Origin of the sequence: Acetobacter thailandicus (genome assembly GCF_011516655.1) — a bacterium.
Lineage (GTDB): Bacteria > Pseudomonadota > Alphaproteobacteria > Acetobacterales > Acetobacteraceae > Acetobacter > Acetobacter thailandicus.
Genome location: NZ_WOSV01000002.1, coordinates 233,573 through 249,716, shown reverse-complemented (window position 1 = coordinate 249,716; position 16,144 = coordinate 233,573). Strand labels below are relative to the sequence as shown.

The following is a 16,144-nucleotide window of genomic DNA, read 5'->3' as shown; positions in this document are numbered from 1 at the left end:
CTTGTTGCGCCCCATAGTGATGTCTTGTCGTAAGGCGAGTAATGGAGGTGTCGGGGTGCCGGAGAGGGTTTCTTCTCAGAATAATTCCGCCATAGTGTCGACCAGAGTGTTGCATGCTTTTCGTGCAGCTCTTGCTGAGGCCGCTCGTTTTGTCGGGCAGACGGCACCTAACCCTGCTGTTGGATGTGCCTTGCTTGATGAGCATGACGAGATCGTCCTGGTTGCTGCGCATCACAGGGCGGGTGAGCTGCATGCCGAACGCCTTGCTCTGCAGCAGGCGCGTGAGGCAGGTGTTATAGAACGGGTGCGTACTGCTGTTGTTACGTTAGAGCCGTGTAATCACATCGGGCGCACGCCACCCTGCACTGAGGCTTTGCTGGATTCTCCTGTTAAAACAGTCTGGATCGGGTGTCGGGACCCAAACCCGCGTGTTGATGGCAGCGGCGCAGCCCGCCTTGCACAGGCGGGTCTTACTGTGCGCTGGCTTGCTGAGGCTGGTGGAGCAACTGAGGTTTTTGCACGTTGTCAGGCGCTTCTGGCTCCTTTCGCCTGCAAGCAGATACACAGGCGCCCGTGGATTACAGTAAAGCAGGCACTTAACGCGCAGGGGAGTATGGTGCCTCCTGCCGGTCAGATAACATTTACGTCCTCTGCTTCTTTAACATTCGCTCACAGGATACGCCGTATGACGGATGGTATTCTGACCGGTACAGGCACTATTCTGGCCGATTTACCGTCATTCACGGTGCGCCATGTTCCTGACCATGAGCATGTTCGTCGCCTGCTGGTTATCTGTGGTCAGCAGGATGCTTTGCCTCAAAGCTGGCTCGATCAGCGTCGTGCCTGTTTTGATATTCGTTTTTGTTCTGATCTGACTCATTTGCCGGCGCTGCTCGCGCAAACCAGTGCCATGTGGCTTATGGCTGAGGCTGGCCCACGTCTTCTGGCAGCGCTCAGGCAGCATAATCTGTGGGATGACTGGCTGACTATTCGTCAGGGTGCAGAGGCGCAGGATCAGTATTTTATCTCTCAACGTCAAAATGTGACCCCGCTGGCACTGCTTCCGGAGTGGGTACACTGTCAACAGGAGCAGGTATGTTTTCCGGAATCATAGAATCACTGGGGCATGTTCTTCTGGCTGAAGCCAGAGAAGAAGCACTGATCGCAGAAGTGGATACAGGCTTTAAGGATATCGCCGAGGGCGAAAGCATAGCTGTGAATGGTGTATGCCTTACCGCAGTTGAGCCGGCACCAACCGGTGTCGCCCGTTTTTTTATCAGTAGTGAAACACTGAACTGCACAGCACTAGGGCAACTGAAAACAGGCGGGCGGGTTAATCTCGAGCGTGCCGTAACCCCTGCCACACGCCTGTCAGGGCATATTGTACAGGGCCATGTTGATGGCACAGCCCGTTTTGTCAGCAGCACTCCGTCGGGAGATGCCCATCAGGTTATCTTTGAAGTCCCTTCATCTCTGCGTCGTTATATGGTGGCAAAGGGGTCAGTCACACTCGATGGTATAAGCCTCACCCTTAATGAGATTGGCGCGGCAGATCATGATGTCTTTACGATTTCTCTTATGATCATTCCACATACATGGACGCACACCACGCTTGGTACGCTCTCACCGGGCGATACGGTGAATGTTGAGGTTGATGTCATTGCGAAATACGTGGAGGTTTTATGTCAGAACAAATGAAAAAACCTGATGTTTCGGGTGCGGCCCCATCTGAAGCCCTGCTCAGGGCAGTCGCAGCACTTCGTGCCGGACGTATGGTCATTATGGTTGATAATGAAGATCGTGAAAACGAAGGTGATCTTGTTATGGCCGCAGAGTTTATGACCCCGGCTGCAATGAATTTTATGATCACTCATGCACGGGGCCTGGTATGCCTGCCGCTTGAAGGGTCGCATATTGACCGTCTTGGCCTGCCTATGATGGTGAGCAAAAATACGTCACGTCATGAAACGGGCTTTACTGTTTCAATCGAAGCTAAAGAAGGGGTGAGCACCGGCATTTCAGCGGCCGACCGTGCCCTGACAGTGCAGGTTGCCGCGGCCGAAACGACCACAGGAGCTGACCTGGCAACACCAGGGCATATCTTCCCGCTGCGGGCGGCAGATGGTGGCGTTCTGCAACGTATCGGTCATACTGAAGGGTCTGTTGATATCATGAAGCTGGCGGGCTTACGTCCTGCCGCAGTTATTTGTGAAATCCTTAATGAAGATGGCACGATGGCCCGGCGCCCTGAGCTGGAGGTTTATGGTCATAAGCATGACATGCCGATTATCTCGATTGCTGAACTGGTGGAGTGGATCAGTCAGCATGGTAACGGCGCTCTTGCACTCTGTGAAGAAGAGCTGAAACCTTCAGGCATACAGTCTGAAGCACCACTGGAAAAAATAGCCGTTTCAGCGTTACCAAGTGAATATGGGGGTAATGCTCTGCGTATTCATGCCTTTCGTGATGGCTCCGGCGTTGAGCATGTCGCTCTTGTGAAGGGTGATCCTTCTGCACAGGGTGAAGTGCCGCTGGTACGCTTACACTCGGAGTGTGTCACGGGGGATGCTCTGGGCTCATTACGGTGCGACTGCGGGGCTCAGCTTCATGCTGCCCTGAACAGAATTGGACAGGCCTCTTCGGGCATTCTGGTTTACGTACGTGACCATGAGGGACGGGGGATTGGCCTGGCCAATAAAATTCGTGCCTATGAATTGCAGGATGCCGGATTTGATACGGTTGATGCGAATCATAAGCTGGGGTTCGAGGCTGATGCACGTGACTGGACAGCAGCGGCTGCTATTTTACGTGATCTTGGCATTACCCGTCTCGAACTGCTGACGAATAACCCGGATAAAGTTGAAGCCCTTGAGGGGCAGGGTTTTGAGGTGAGTAAGAGGGTGCCGATAGAAATCGCTCCCAACCGCTTTAACCGCGAATATCTGGAAACAAAACGGCAACGGATGGGGCATCGCTTTAGTCGTTTTTCTGCCGTGAGTGAACCATCAGACGCTGTGTAATAACACTGTGTTATTAAGAGGAAAATGTTATGAGTACTTATGTAACCCCTTCTTTGCCTGAGCTGAAACTTGTTCCGTCACCGCGCCTTGCAGTGGTTGTCAGCCGTTTTAATACAACCATTACTGAAGGGCTGTGTAATGGTGCGCTTGAATGGCTGGGTGAGCACGGCATTACAGTAGCCGCACAGGATATTTTCTCTGCCCCTGGTGCTTTTGAAATGCCTTTACTGGCGCAGACCCTGGCCCGCACCGGTAAGTACGAAGGTGTCATCTGCCTTGGGTGCGTCATTAAGGGAGATACAGCTCACTTTGAATTTATCAGCCTTGGCGCAACAATCGGGATGATGCAGGCTTCGCTCGAGACCGAAGTGCCTGTCGCGTTTGGTGTGCTGACGACCTATACAGAAGACCAGGCAACACAGCGTGCCTTGCCTGACGTACATAATAAAGGGCGTGAAGCAGCCGCAGCCTGTGTTGAATCGCTTGCTTTGCTGCGCCGTATTAAAGAAGGCTGAAGCAGTATTTAAACATAACGTGGTTTCTCAGATGTGACGTTTTTGTTGCAATTTATGGGTGTGTCTGGTTGGGTTTCGTACGGCATCACTTGCGGCCGGAGCCATACCAGGCCAGATAGAGGCAGCAATAAACTGTCACTATAATAGCCCGAATTGTTCAGGAGCTGATCTTCAGCCATGCTCTCTACTTATATCAGCCGTTTAACAAGCTTTTGTGTGCGCCATGCTTTTGCGGTTATCGCTTTGTTCATGGTGCTTTCTGTTGCGGCTGGTTATGCCGGGGTCAATTTTCTGGGTGTTACGACTGACACCAGTAAAATGCTTTCTGACAGGCTGGCATGGAAACAGCGATCAGATGAAATGGGGCGCCTCTTTCCACAAAAAGAGGGGCTTCTGGTCGCGGTTATTGAGGCTGATATCCCTGAAAAAGGCCAGGCAGTTGCTCAAATTCTGGCCGGACGCCTCTCTGCCGATCATAAAAATTTTGAATTTGCGAACCGGCCTGATGCAGACCCCTACCTGATGCGTAATGGTTTGTTATTTCTTCAGGCTCCCGTGCTTGAGCAGGTGCTTGATCAGACTATTTCTGCACAGCCGTTTCTTGCCGCCCTGGCGCAGGACCCTTCAGCGCGCGGCCTTTTTAGTTCTCTGTCTCTTGTTGCGCAGGGTGTTAAACTGGGGCAGGCAGATCTTAAGGGGTTTCAGGCGCCTCTTGAAGGGTTTGCAAGAAACCTTGAAAGTGCAGCGGCCGGTAAGCCGCAGGCATTGTCGTGGGAGAGGTTGCTGGGAGGGGAGCTGGCCGATATGGCTGGCCGTTACCAGTTTGTGGTAACAAAACCGAAGCTTGATTTTGGTTCGTTGCAGCCTGGTGGCAATGCAGCAAAAGCCATGCGTGATGCTGCAAATAGTATTGAGTTTGTTCAAAACGGACAGGTTAAAGTACACCTTACCGGGCAGGTTCAGCTTGATGATGAAGAGTTCGCTACTGTTGCTGAGGGGATGGTAGCAGGGCTGATCGGCTCTTTACTGCTGGTTACGCTCTGGCTGTTTGCTGCTGTGCATTCCTGGCGTGTTGTTGTGCCTATTGTGCTGACGCTGATTGTCGGGCTGCTGCTTACTACTGGCTTTGCGGCTGTTGCTGTAGGCACGCTCAATCTCATATCAGTTGCATTTGCTATATTGTTTGTAGGTATTGCGGTTGACTTTGCTATTCAGTTTTCAGTTCGTTTCCGTGCTCAGAGTGAAGATGAAAATGACCCTCAGGGAGGGATAAGAGCGCTTGCTGCAACGGCTAAAGAAACAGGACATCAGATTCTGGTGGCAGCTCTTGCCACATCAGCCGGCTTTCTGGCTTTTACACCTACAGCGTTTCTTGGTGTCGCACAGCTGGGGCTGATTGCCGGTGTTGGCATGCTTGTTGCTTTTGTCTGCACCACAACTTTTTTACCGGCCCTGCTCAGGGTTTTTCATCCTTCGCTTAACTGCCCCAGCATGGGTTATGCCTTTATGAAGCCAGTTGACATCTGGATACGCCAAAAGCGTAAAGGCTTCCTGTTTGTGTTTGGTCTGGTTGCTGTGTTTGGCCTTGTTCTGGTGCCTGGTCTTCAGTTTGACGGTGACCCGCTGCATACTAAAAATCCATATTCTGAAGGGATGAAGGCCCTTCAGATGCTGATGACAAATCCGACTTCTTCTCCCTACAGTGCTGACCTTCTGGTCGCTGATCTTGATCAGGCGCATAAGCAGGCTGAACGACTGGCGAAAGTGCCTGGTGTTCACGACGCTATGTGGCTTGGTTCTTTCGTGCCTGAAGATCAGAAAGAAAAACTGCCTCTGATTCAGGATGCTGCCGGTATCTTATTGCCTACTCTGATTGTTCCTGACCCTAAACCTGCTCCTGATGCTCAGGCATTGCGTGAGTCAGTCCGCACAACGGCTGCGGCTCTGGGTGAGGTTCTTGATAAGGTGCCTTCTGACAGCCCTGTGCGGCGTATTCAGGCTGCTCTGAGTAAGCTGGCAAGCGCACCTGATGATATTCTGATGGCGGCGAATAAAGCTCTGGTCGAGTTTTTGCCTCCCGAACTGGAGCAGCTTCGTGTCATGCTTCAGGCAAAACCTGTAGACCTGAAAGATGTGCCGAAAAGTCTGGCTTCTGGTTATATTCTGCCTGATGGTCGTGCTCTGGTTGAGGTGCATCCCAGTGGTGGCTTTGCGCAGAGTAAAGCATTGAGGAAATTTGTTACCGGCCTGCAAAAAGTGGACCCGGACATTGCAGGTTCTGCGGTTGATATTGTTGAAAGCGCGCGTGCGATTGTAAAAGCGTTTGAGCAGGCAGCGACCGCTGCGATTATTATGATCGCCGCTATTTTATGTGTATCGCTGCGACGCATCGTTGATATGCTGCTGGTTCTGGCTCCTTTGCTTTTGTCGGCTTTAATGACGGTTATTCTGGTTGTTCTGCTGCCGGAAACACTCAATTTTGCAAACGTTATCGCTTTGCCCTTGCTGCTTGGGGTTGGTGTATCTTTCAATATTTATTTCGTGATGAACTGGCGTGATAAGGTGAAATACCCGCTGGCGTCTCCAACAGCCCGTGCTGTGCTGTTTTCAGCATTAACTACTGGTACGGCTTTTGGTTCTCTGGCGTTGTCACATCATCCCGGTACGGCAAGTATGGGTCGTTTGCTGCTGTTGTCACTGGGGTGCACGCTGGTGGCAACGCTTATTTTCGTACCTGCGTTGCTGCCAAAGCGAGATATTGATGAAAGATAATATCGTCGCGCTCAGGGTTATATTGAGTAAGATATAAAAAAGGCGCCTGCGAGAAGCAGGCGCCTTTTTTAGTGTCAGGTCAGATTTTGACCCATTCAGGATGGTGTGGCACCGAAATGTCACGCCCCTTAAGCATCATATCCCAGTACACGTGAGGGAAGGCTTTTGTTTTAAGGAACCATGCAAAACGGCTGGCTTTGCGCTGGTCGTAAGGGAAGCTTGGGGCTGGCTTGCCACCATAAAGGAATTCAGCCAGCACCACTTTCCCGTAAGCCACTGTCAGTGGGCATGCGCCGTATCCGTCATAGATGGCTTTAGTCGGAGCGCCATCCAGTGATGAGAGAACATTAGCAACAACGACTGGTGTTTGTGCACGTGCTGCGGCCATTGTTTTGGCGTTAGATGTGCCAATAGCATCACCCAGGCCAAAAACCTGGTCATATTTATTGTGCACCAGTGTGCCGGGGTCAACATCAAGCCAGCCTGCATCGTTTGCCAGAGGGCTTGACTTGACAAAGTCAGGTGCGCTCTGCGGTGGAGTGACATGAAGCATGTCGAACTCTTTCACCACATGCTCTGTTTTGCCATTTGCTGCTGGCACAGCAAAAGTAGCTTTGCGGCCCGGGCCGTCAACAGAGACAAGGTTGTGTTTGAAGTTCAGGTCAATGCCATAATAATCAACTGCATTTTGCAGTTCAGGCAAATAATAGCCCACACCGAACAGAGCTTCCCCTGCGAGAGAGAAGTCAACTTTGGTGCGGAAGAGGGTTCCCTGCTTGCGCCAGTAATCAGAGGCAAGATAGGCGATCTTCTGAGGTGCGCCTGCACATTTGATTGGCATAGGTGGCTGGGTAAAAATTGCCTGTCCGCCAGCAAGGGACTGAATGCAGGTCCATGTATACTCAACCGTTTCCCGGGAGTAGTTGCTGCATACGCCATTGCGGCCGAGTGTGTCACTCAGGCCATCTATTTTATTCCAGTCCAGCTGGATGCCTGGGCAGACAATAAGGCGACGGTAACCAATAACGCGTCCGCCGGTCAGTGTGACCTGATGGGCGTCAGGCTCGAAGCTTTTTACAGCTTCGCGGATCCATGTGGCCTGTGAGGGTATAAGGCTGCGTTCCTGCTTCAGGGTGCTTTTTAATGTCATTGCACCAGCACCAACCAGGGTCCAGCCGGGCTGATAGGCATGTGTTGTTGAGGGCTCGATGATGGCAATGTCAAGAGTTGGGCGTTCGCGTAATAACCGTGCTGCAACGGCTAGCCCGGCAGTGCCTCCACCTACAATCACAACAGTGTAAAGAAGGTCTGGCTTTTTACCTGTGTCTGACCTGGTCATATGAGCCCTTTCTTTTGCTATGTATACTCAGCTGAGTGTGTATAACATAATTAATTAAATAAATTAATAAGGTTTTTAATTAATGAAAATGATTAACTAAAAACCTTATTTTTTTCATATAGTTATTCTTTTACCCAAACCTCAACTGGTCCGCTAAGTTTCATCGTGAGAGGTCTGCCATGGCGATCAACTGTCTTGCCGATTGCAACACGGATCCACCCTTCGCTGATGCAGTATTCTTCAACATTGGTTTTTTCAACACCTTTGAAGCGTACACCAATGCCACGTTCAAGCAACTCACCGTTGAAAAAAGGGCTTGCCGGGTCGACTGACAGGTGATCTGGCAATGTAGTGTCTGACATGGATAAAAAAGCTCCTTGCTATAATCAGAAATAAAAGAAGAGTAGCGATACAGCATATCGCCAGGCTACAGGTGAGAAACCTAAGCCTGATATCTTTGTTTGTAAGGTTTTTATGGGGAAAAGATCAATGGATATTAAGATATCAGTGTCTTTCAGCGGCGGTGCTTTTTGCGTCGTGCAAGGCGTTTTCTGAGTTTTGGGCTGAGCAGGAGAGTCGTTGTTTTATGGAGCCAGCGGAAACGCCTTTTGCTCCATGCGCTCAGTCTGTGCATAAACATATAAATAACGGGCGTTGAGTAAAGGGTCAGGAGCTGACTCATTGCCAGCCCGCCGATAATAGCCACACCCAGGGGGCGACGCAGTTCAGCACCGTAGCCATGTCCAAAAATCAAGGGAATGGCACCAAAAGCGGCGGCCATTGTTGTCATCAGAATAGGGCGGAAGCGCGTAATACAGGCACTGTAAATGGCCTGATAGGGTGTCAGATTTTCAGCCCTTTCTGCATTCAGGGCAAAGTCGATCATCAGAATGGCATTTTTCTTTACGATGCCAATCAGTAAGATAACACTCAGCATTGCAATGAGAGAGAAGGATTCACCGCACAGCCACAACCCCATAAGAGCACCGACAGCGGCTGAGGGCAGGGTTGAGAGAATAGTTAATGGCTGAATATAACTCTCATAGAGCACACCAAGAGTGACATACATGGTGATAATTGCAGCGATACATACCAGAAGCTCATTTCTCAGGTTTTTTTGCATATTGCCAGCCTGACCACTGTACTGGCCGTGCAGAGATTCAGGAACATGCAGGCGCTTCATGGTGCGAAGAATTTCAGCCGTTGCATCCTGAAGTGATTTGCCTGGTGCAAGGTCGAATGAAATAGCGCCTGATGTTGCCCCGTTTTCATGGCTGACCTGCAAGGGCGTTGGCTGAGATTCGAGGTCTGCCACCGAAAGCAGAGGGACCATCGTTTCCTGAGATGAGGAAACAGCCGAGCCGCTGGAGGCGCCTGCGCCGCCCGCCAGGCGGTTGGCTATTGAGTTTCTGAAAGAGAGTTCGTTCTGATTTGTTTTGCCGGTAGAAGATGCTGACGTATTTTTAACGCGCACCGTATTTGACGCAGTAGCACCCGAAGCTGTGCCACCTGCTGTTGAAACCCACAGAGATTTCAGCGTTTCAGGTGTCTGACGGAACCTGTCTGCAACTTCCATTATAACATAATAGGTCGTCAGAGCGGTTGAAATGCTTGAGGCTGTTCTTTGTCCATAGGCGTCATAAAGGGCGTTTCCGATGAGCTGAGGCGTAATCTGATAGCGCGCAGCGGTATCGCGGTTAATAAGAACGTGCATGGCTGAGCCATTAGATGAAAGCTGGCTGCTTACACCGGTAAGAACATGGTTGCGTTGCAGGCTGGCTGTAATGCGGGGTATCCATGTATAAATATCTTTGTCGCTGGTGCTCTGAAACACGTAGCTGTAAGTGCCCTGATGCTGGCGCTGCCCGCCGCCATTAATGTCACCCGCATTTGAGACACTAATTGTCAGCCCAGGTACCTTTTTAATCCTCTGGCGAATGCGTGCGGCAATGTCCTCAGGGCCGGAACTGCGTTTTTCTTTACTGATAAGCTGTGCAAAAATCTGAGCTTCATTCGGGTTATCTTCGCCGGCAAACCCCATGACATTTTCTATGTCGGGGTCACCCTGCATAATGTCCATGATATCTGTCGCTTTGGCAGCTGTCGCTGCGAACGAACTGGTCTGGTCAGCGCTGAGGTAGCTTTCAATTAATGATATATCCTGGGCCGGCAGAAGGGTTTTGGGCATCGCTATAAAAATGGCGATGGTCAGAAAAAAGCTGAGAGGGAGCGAAAAAAGAATAAGCCACGGGTGACGAAGCGCCCATCCCAGAGAGCTGCGATAGCCTGTGAGCATATGCTTCATAAGCCAGTCTGTCATGTCGGCTATCAGGTGAATACTATAAAGAGCAATATTAAGTCTGGGGCTGGTGTGAGGTTTCTCAGCCGAAGGTTCGTCAAGCATATAGGCGCACATCATCGGTGTGAGCGAGACTGACAAAAAAAACGAGATTGTAATGGCGGCTGACAGTGTCATGGCAAATTCAAAGAAAATTTTACCAGGAATTCCCCCCATCAGTAAAAGTGGAAGAAAAACAGCAATAAGAGACACTGTGATAGAGAGAATTGTAAACGTGATTTCCTGTGACCCGATAAGGGTTGCTTCCATACGTTTTTTACCACTCTCCAGGTGACGTGTAATATTTTCAACGACAACAATCGCATCATCAACAACAAAGCCTGAAGCAATGGTCAGTGCCATGAGGGAGAAGGTATTAAGGGAGAAATGGCACAGTTTCATAACGGCCAGAGAGCCAATCAGTGAAACAGGAACCGTAATGGCCGGGATAATGGTTGAGCGCCAGCTGCGTAAAAAAGCGAGCACAACAATAATGACAAGTACAACAGAGATGAAGAGTGTCAGCTGTGTGTCAGCCAGCGACCCGCGAATAGAGACAGAGCGGTCAGAGACAAGTTTAAAATCGACATCCGGTGGCAGGGCATTGCTGAATGCCGCGGCGCGTGCGCGGATACTGTCAGTGACTTCAATAACATTTGCTCCGGGCTGTGCCCGGATAAGCGCGATAATGGCAGATTTACCATTCATCCAGCCGGCTTTGCGTTCATCCTGCGGGCCATCGCTTACCGTTGCCACACTGTGCAGATGAATAGGCCGCCCGTTACGATAACCGATAATCAGGTCCTGGTATTGTTGTGCTGTGCGTGCCTGGTCATTTGTTTCAAGTGTCAGACGCTGTGCTGATTCTTCAATAAAGCCTTTAGGTGTGTTGGCATTAGCTGAGGCAAGTGCTGAACGAATATCTTCAAAGCCAACGCCATAACGATATAAAATCAGAGGATTCATTTCGACGCGTATCGCGGGCTTTGATGCGCCTGCCATTTCAACCCAGCCAACGCCTTTAATCCCGGCCAGCAGGGGTTTAAGATGTGTTTCGGCAAGGTCGCGCAGCGCGGAGGATGTGCGTGTTTCTGAGGTGAGTACAGCCAGCATGACCGGGCTGTCAGAAGGGTCAGCTTTGAAATATTGCGGTTGTGACAGCATGGTGGTTGGCAGGTCTTTTTTGGCAGCCTGCAGAGCAGCCTCAACATCACGCGCTGCACCGTTAATATCGCGGGAATCATCAAAAAACATCAGAACAAATGCGCTGCTGTCTGTTGATTCTGAGCGTATACTGGTGATGCCGGCAATCTGCCCCAGGTGCCGTTCCAGAGGGGTTGTCATCGAGCTTGCCATTTGCTGCGGCGAGCTGCCTGGCTGTGATGCAACCACGTAAATAACCGGAAATGAGATATTGGGCAGGTCAGCGACGGGAATTGTTTTGTAAGAAAAAACACCTGCCAGGACAAAAGCCATGGCCATAAGGATGGTGCCGACAGGACGGGTAATAAAAAGTCGGCAGAAAGACAAAACAAAGTTTCCTTATTCTTCAGAAACATCACGCCAGGTGTGTATGGGCGTAATTATAAATATAAATCGTTACGAAAGAAAAATTTATTGTTATAAAAAAGGCAGGCGGGCCACTGTTTATTACTGAGGCAGCGCATTGGCTGTGTCTGCCCGCTGTTTTCCCTTGGGCGCTGCGGCATTTGGCATAATTCTGCCGCTGCTGCCGCGTTCAGTTGCAAGTGTTCCCGAAACCCTATCAACAACAATATCCCCTTCAGAGACAGTGCGAAAAATGCCAATCTCAGTCGTAATGTGGAAAACAGCGTTTTTCGTGCTGGCAGACGTGACTTCGAGTGCCTGCAGATGACCTGCTTTAGCAAGAAATGATGACTGATCGCCGAGGTAAAGTGCGAGAGCCGGCGCTGCTACTTCATTGATTGTCAGGGTGGCAGAAGCTTCTTGGCGAATACGCGCTGAAGCAGAAAGTGTGCGGATGGTGACGGGTCCTCCCGTAGCAATAAGCCCCAGCTCTCCGGCCCGGCCCATTTCGAGGGGAGCACTGCCGGCTTTTATAAAAACAGTGCTGCTGCGATCATCAAGCGTGACAGGTGTTTTCCCTGTGTTGTCAAGTGTCAGCGGGAGTTCCGGGCGTGTCTTAATGGTGAGCGGCTGTGCTGCACATTCTTTTTGTATAATGACGATACTGCTGGTTTTGGGGTCTGTTGTTATTGTGACACCAGCAGGAACAGGGAGCTCTGGTTCGGCATCACTTCTGAGCGTGGCAGAAGTTGTAATATGCAAAGCACTCAGGCAGGGCGCTGAGACAATCAGGTTTTTTCCATAAAGCGGCTGTGCAGCTCTGGCTGGTGACACCACACAGAATATCAGAGCCAGAAAAAAAGTGCAGAAATGCGACCGTATGTTCGTCATAAGGCTCTCTTATCAGATAATCTGCGCGGTCAGATAGGGTAATTATGTGTCAGGTCAGGTGGCTAGTGGCGTATGCCACTGCCACCGGTGCCACCCATGAGCGTGTCGTGCAGGCGGTCAAGTGTATCCGTCAGTGTGTCGTGGGCGCGCTTGCCTTTGCTACCCACTACAGTCACGGTTGTTGTCATGCCGGCAGCAAGCTGTGTTCCTGGTGGTATGCTGTCGATATGTACTCTGACCGGTATACGCTGAGCAAGGCGTACCCAGGTGTAAACCGGGTCAACTGCCGGCAGGCCCTGTACTGACGGTGTTGCATTAGGTGTGGCAATACCGTGCGTAATGCTGACCACATGCCCCCACATCGGGGCACTGTAACCCATAAGGTCCATTCTGACCCGGTCACCAATATGAATGGCGCGGATTTTGGTTTCTTCAAAATAGCCATCAACCCAGAAGGAAGATGAATCAATAACCTGAATATTAGGTGTTCCTGCTGTGGCAAAATCCCCGGTACGCATAATCAGGTTATTAACATACCCTGTTACGGTGCTGCGAATATGTGTGCGCTCAAGGTTGATATTCGCCTGTGACAGATGGGCCACCGCGTCAGCATACTGGGCTTTGGCAACTTCTGCTGTCGCTTCGTATACCTGTTTCTCTTCGTTAGAGGCTGCGACTTCGGAGAGGTTTTTGCGGCGAACGCGCTGTGTGTCTTTAAGCACCATATCAGCCTGTCGTTCATTGACCTTTGCGGTGGCAACAGCAACAGCCACCTGAAAGTCAAACGGGTCAATTTCGTAAAGAATATCACCCTTATGAACAAACTGGTTATCTTTTACATTGACTGAAATAATCTGCCCTGAAACACGAGGGGCAATGTCAGCTACCTGCACACGTACCTGGCCGTTTCTGGTCCAGGGGGCAGCGGTGTAATAGTCCCACAAAACGAAGCTTACGATTGCAGCAACAAACAGAATAGTTCCTGTTGTTATTAATTGCAGGACGCGGCGTGCGCGTTCGAACACGGCAGATAAACCCTTTTAAAACAGTATGGTGTAGAGACCGATAAAGCATATCAGCATGCCGAACTCTGCCAGGGGAACATTCCAGATAACCCGACGGGCTCTTATTTTCCCCAGCAAAGGATTAAGCACAAGAAGAGTGGCTATAGCCAGTGCTGCGTGGATCACAAAAGAAGAAACCAGCAGCCCGCCAATATCGAGAACAGGCGTGAGATGAAATTCCATCATGTGAAAAAAGCTCTTTTTCGCCGGCCTGCGGGAGGGATTACCTCATAGAGGCGTAAGGCTGAACGGTTATGCTCAAGCAGATGGATCGTGCCAACAATAGCCGAGACGGCAGCAAGAGCGGTTGTTAGCTGCCCGTCGGGCAGGGACATACTTTTTTCGAGCAGCAGCCAGGCCCGGTGCTGCAGGCGTTCTGTCGCTTTGTCTGCATCGCGGATAATCGTGGCACGAAAAGCGGCTTCGGCCTGTGTGCGAATAGCGGGAATTGTTGCCGCACGTTGCAGATGGCGCCGCGCGCGCGCGAGTTCGATGTTGAGTTCATCCAGGCTTGAAAGACGGTTAAAGACACGTTTTTTGGCGCGCGTATCAGGCAGATAGCTATTCCATTCCAGAATACGACACAGGCGGTCATAATGCCGGCTGATCAGAGCTGAGCCTGTGCGCTCTCCCCTGAAAGAAAATTGCCTGCGCAGGTCATGGCCAATTGTAATAGCCACGCGAAAGCGCCTGCCTGTGGCTGAAGGGGGCAGTAAAAGTACCAGCGAAATAAAGATAACAATCGCAGAAAAAAGATACATTACATTGCGGTCGATAAAAGCCGTGGGATCATAGTTTTGTGTATTTGCAACGCCCAGAATAACAAAAAAGAAAACACCGCCATTAAAGCCTATCGTTGCTGTTTTGGGGTTCATGAGCAGCAGGCAGCTGCAAAAAACAACAGGCAGAATAGCCAGGGCCATAAAGGGCATATCTGACCCTTTGGGCAGAATACCAAAGTTCAGAACAGCCGCTACAATAATGGCCATCGGGGTGCCGATCAGGGCCCCCATGCCAAACCCCCGGGCATTATAGGTTGTGGCAGCAAGGGTCATAATCATGGCGACCTGTGCCAGAGCGGTGTAGGTGGCCGGTATGTCAGAAATAATGCATAGCCCGGCAGCAATGCTAAAACCTACAAGCGAACGAAACCCTGAGAGCAGGGCTGCAATAACGTCGTCATGTTTTTCAATTTTCAGGTCAGGGGCTGTTGTACGTGCACGCCGGCCTTTTTCAAAAGCCTCAATGCCGTCGGTGGCCCAGCGGGTATCAAGCTGCAGCGCCATAGAGCGTTCGGTAAGCCAGATCTCATCAAGCAGAACGTTACGCTCAGTTTCAGGGGTATAGATCTGGCGGGCAAGGGTTTCGAAGTTTTTTATTGTCTGACGTTGTGGTTCGGCCAGATGGCTGTCTTCAAAGGTTGATCTGACATGCTCAAGGACAAAAGGTGAAATATTTTTGCGGCGCAGGGCATTGTTGATGGCGCGGCTGCAGCTGAGCATTTCAAGTAATGCCACCATAGCTGAGCGCGCACCGGCCAGCCGGATGGCGGCATCAGACAGTTCGGTTTTAACGAATGAGGCATGTGTGGTCAGTGCCATAATCTGCCCCGCCAGCCCCGCGCAGGCGATATCATCAGGGATGTCACGCCCCGATATGGCCTGACGGGCAATATTTCTGACCGTATTGGCACTGGCTGTAAGGCCTGCTGCCAGCTTTTCCCAGGCAGTAGGTGAGCCAAAGATATCGTTGATAGCTGAGGTTGCAGCGATGCCCACAACAATGTCCGATACGCGCGCGATAGCAGTATCGAAAACATTGCCTGGATTGTCGATGCAGTTGATCCCGACAATAGCGACGGTATAGCCTGAAAGCATAGCAGCATAGGCACGAAAATCTTTTTCAAGAGTGCCGATAATCGTGCACAGCGTGATCCAGAGTGCAACGCCCCCCAGAAAAATGCCGCGTTCCTGGTTAAAGCAGGCAGTCAGAAAAAGAGCAACGAAGGCTCCCAGAAAAGTACCTAGCAGGCGATACATAGCTTTTGAGAGGACCTGGCCCCGCAAAGGCTGTGCCAGTATCATGACTGTCACTGCAGCTGACGCAGGCGAAGGCAGCTGCAGCCAGAAAGCAGTGCTCAGTGCGAGCACTACTGACAGCCATGTACGAAAACAAAAAGAAAACCACCCTGGTGTGAAAATATGCTGCGGTAGCGGAATACCTACGCCAGCCCAGAAACCAGGACGATTTTCAGTTTTCTGAGGGGTCACTGCTGCACCATATGGCAGCTTACCTGCCGTGCAGGTTTATTCAACAACGACTGTTCTGACAGTTGAGTCCTCAGGCAGTTTTTCAAACGTCCGGCCATATTTGAGAACGATCTTTCCCGTGCCTTTAGTAATGGCTTTAAAATAAAGTGTTTCATTGCCACCGCAACCCATTGCCCCATGACAATCCTGAGATTGTGTATACTCCATACCAGTTAAAACAACATTATGAGGAATATTCTGAACCATCCAGCCATATCCGGTAGTTGGATTAGACGGGAGTTTTATTTCAAAAACACTGTTATTTTTGACATGAATTGTGTCGTTTTCTGCTGCAAAACAGTATGTCGGTGCTATGATCATCAGAGCGGCAATTATCTTTTTCATAAG

General features: G+C 50.6%; 13 protein-coding genes. 5 read left to right on the top strand and 8 right to left on the bottom strand.

Translation table 11 applies throughout. The features are described from left to right. The first annotated feature begins 19 nt into the window (after positions 1–19). The 5 genes from ribD to GOB58_RS03770 all read left to right on the top strand — a co-directional run bounded on the left by ribD (position 20) and on the right by GOB58_RS03770 (position 6,307). Complete coding sequence (ribD, locus tag GOB58_RS03790) at positions 20–1,114, top strand: bifunctional diaminohydroxyphosphoribosylaminopyrimidine deaminase/5-amino-6-(5-phosphoribosylamino)uracil reductase RibD (RefSeq protein WP_173559522.1); 1,095 nt, start codon at positions 20–22, stop codon at positions 1,112–1,114. Further along, positions 1,096–1,698, top strand: coding sequence for a riboflavin synthase (locus GOB58_RS03785; RefSeq protein WP_086554597.1), 603 nt, complete (start codon positions 1,096–1,098; stop codon positions 1,696–1,698). Before ribD ends, GOB58_RS03785 begins: the two co-directional genes overlap by 19 nt. Continuing rightward, the gene (gene ribB, locus GOB58_RS03780) at positions 1,683–3,020 is read left to right on the top strand and encodes a 3,4-dihydroxy-2-butanone-4-phosphate synthase (protein ID WP_277876766.1); all 1,338 of its coding nucleotides are present in this window, start codon (positions 1,683–1,685) and stop codon (positions 3,018–3,020) included. Before GOB58_RS03785 ends, ribB begins: the two co-directional genes overlap by 16 nt. 29 nt (positions 3,021–3,049) lie before the next feature. Further along, positions 3,050–3,535, top strand: a complete 486-nt coding sequence (gene ribH / locus GOB58_RS03775; protein ID WP_086554599.1) for a 6,7-dimethyl-8-ribityllumazine synthase — start codon at positions 3,050–3,052, stop codon at positions 3,533–3,535. A 177-nt stretch (positions 3,536–3,712) separates the two neighbouring features. Beyond that, positions 3,713–6,307 carry an MMPL family transporter gene (locus GOB58_RS03770; protein ID WP_173559393.1) on the top strand — a complete coding sequence of 865 codons (2,595 nt, stop codon included), beginning with the start codon at positions 3,713–3,715 and terminating at the stop codon, positions 6,305–6,307. Between the two features lie 79 nt (positions 6,308–6,386). On the opposite strand, the gene GOB58_RS03765 is transcribed toward GOB58_RS03770, so the two are convergent. From GOB58_RS03765 to GOB58_RS03730, 8 genes are all read right to left on the bottom strand, one after another. Next, complete coding sequence (locus GOB58_RS03765; protein WP_173559392.1) at positions 6,387–7,646, bottom strand: NAD(P)/FAD-dependent oxidoreductase; 1,260 nt, start codon at positions 7,644–7,646, stop codon at positions 6,387–6,389. Positions 7,647–7,768: 122 nt separating this feature from the next. Then, positions 7,769–8,008, bottom strand: coding sequence for a DUF3297 family protein (locus GOB58_RS03760; RefSeq protein ID WP_086554602.1), 240 nt, complete (start codon positions 8,006–8,008; stop codon positions 7,769–7,771). Positions 8,009–8,160: 152 nt separating this feature from the next. Further along, on the bottom strand, positions 8,161–11,514 hold the full coding sequence (locus GOB58_RS03755; protein WP_173559391.1) for an efflux RND transporter permease subunit: 3,354 nt from the start codon (positions 11,512–11,514) through the stop codon (positions 8,161–8,163). Positions 11,515–11,634: 120 nt separating this feature from the next. Further along, complete coding sequence (locus tag GOB58_RS03750) at positions 11,635–12,423, bottom strand: hypothetical protein (RefSeq protein WP_173559390.1); 789 nt, start codon at positions 12,421–12,423, stop codon at positions 11,635–11,637. 62 nt (positions 12,424–12,485) lie between these two features. Beyond that, positions 12,486–13,448, bottom strand: coding sequence for an efflux RND transporter periplasmic adaptor subunit (locus tag GOB58_RS03745; RefSeq protein WP_086554605.1), 963 nt, complete (start codon positions 13,446–13,448; stop codon positions 12,486–12,488). A gap of 15 nt (positions 13,449–13,463) precedes the next feature. Continuing rightward, a complete protein-coding gene (locus tag GOB58_RS03740; protein WP_086554642.1) occupies positions 13,464–13,670 on the bottom strand; it encodes a DUF1656 domain-containing protein in 207 nt (68 codons plus the stop codon). Continuing rightward, positions 13,670–15,757, bottom strand: coding sequence for an FUSC family protein (locus GOB58_RS03735; RefSeq protein WP_086554606.1), 2,088 nt, complete (start codon positions 15,755–15,757; stop codon positions 13,670–13,672). Before GOB58_RS03735 ends, GOB58_RS03740 begins: the two co-directional genes overlap by 1 nt. A 36-nt stretch (positions 15,758–15,793) precedes the next feature. Next, the gene (locus tag GOB58_RS03730; RefSeq protein ID WP_173559389.1) at positions 15,794–16,141 is read right to left on the bottom strand and encodes a protease inhibitor I42 family protein; all 348 of its coding nucleotides are present in this window, start codon (positions 16,139–16,141) and stop codon (positions 15,794–15,796) included. Positions 16,142–16,144 lie beyond the last annotated feature (3 nt).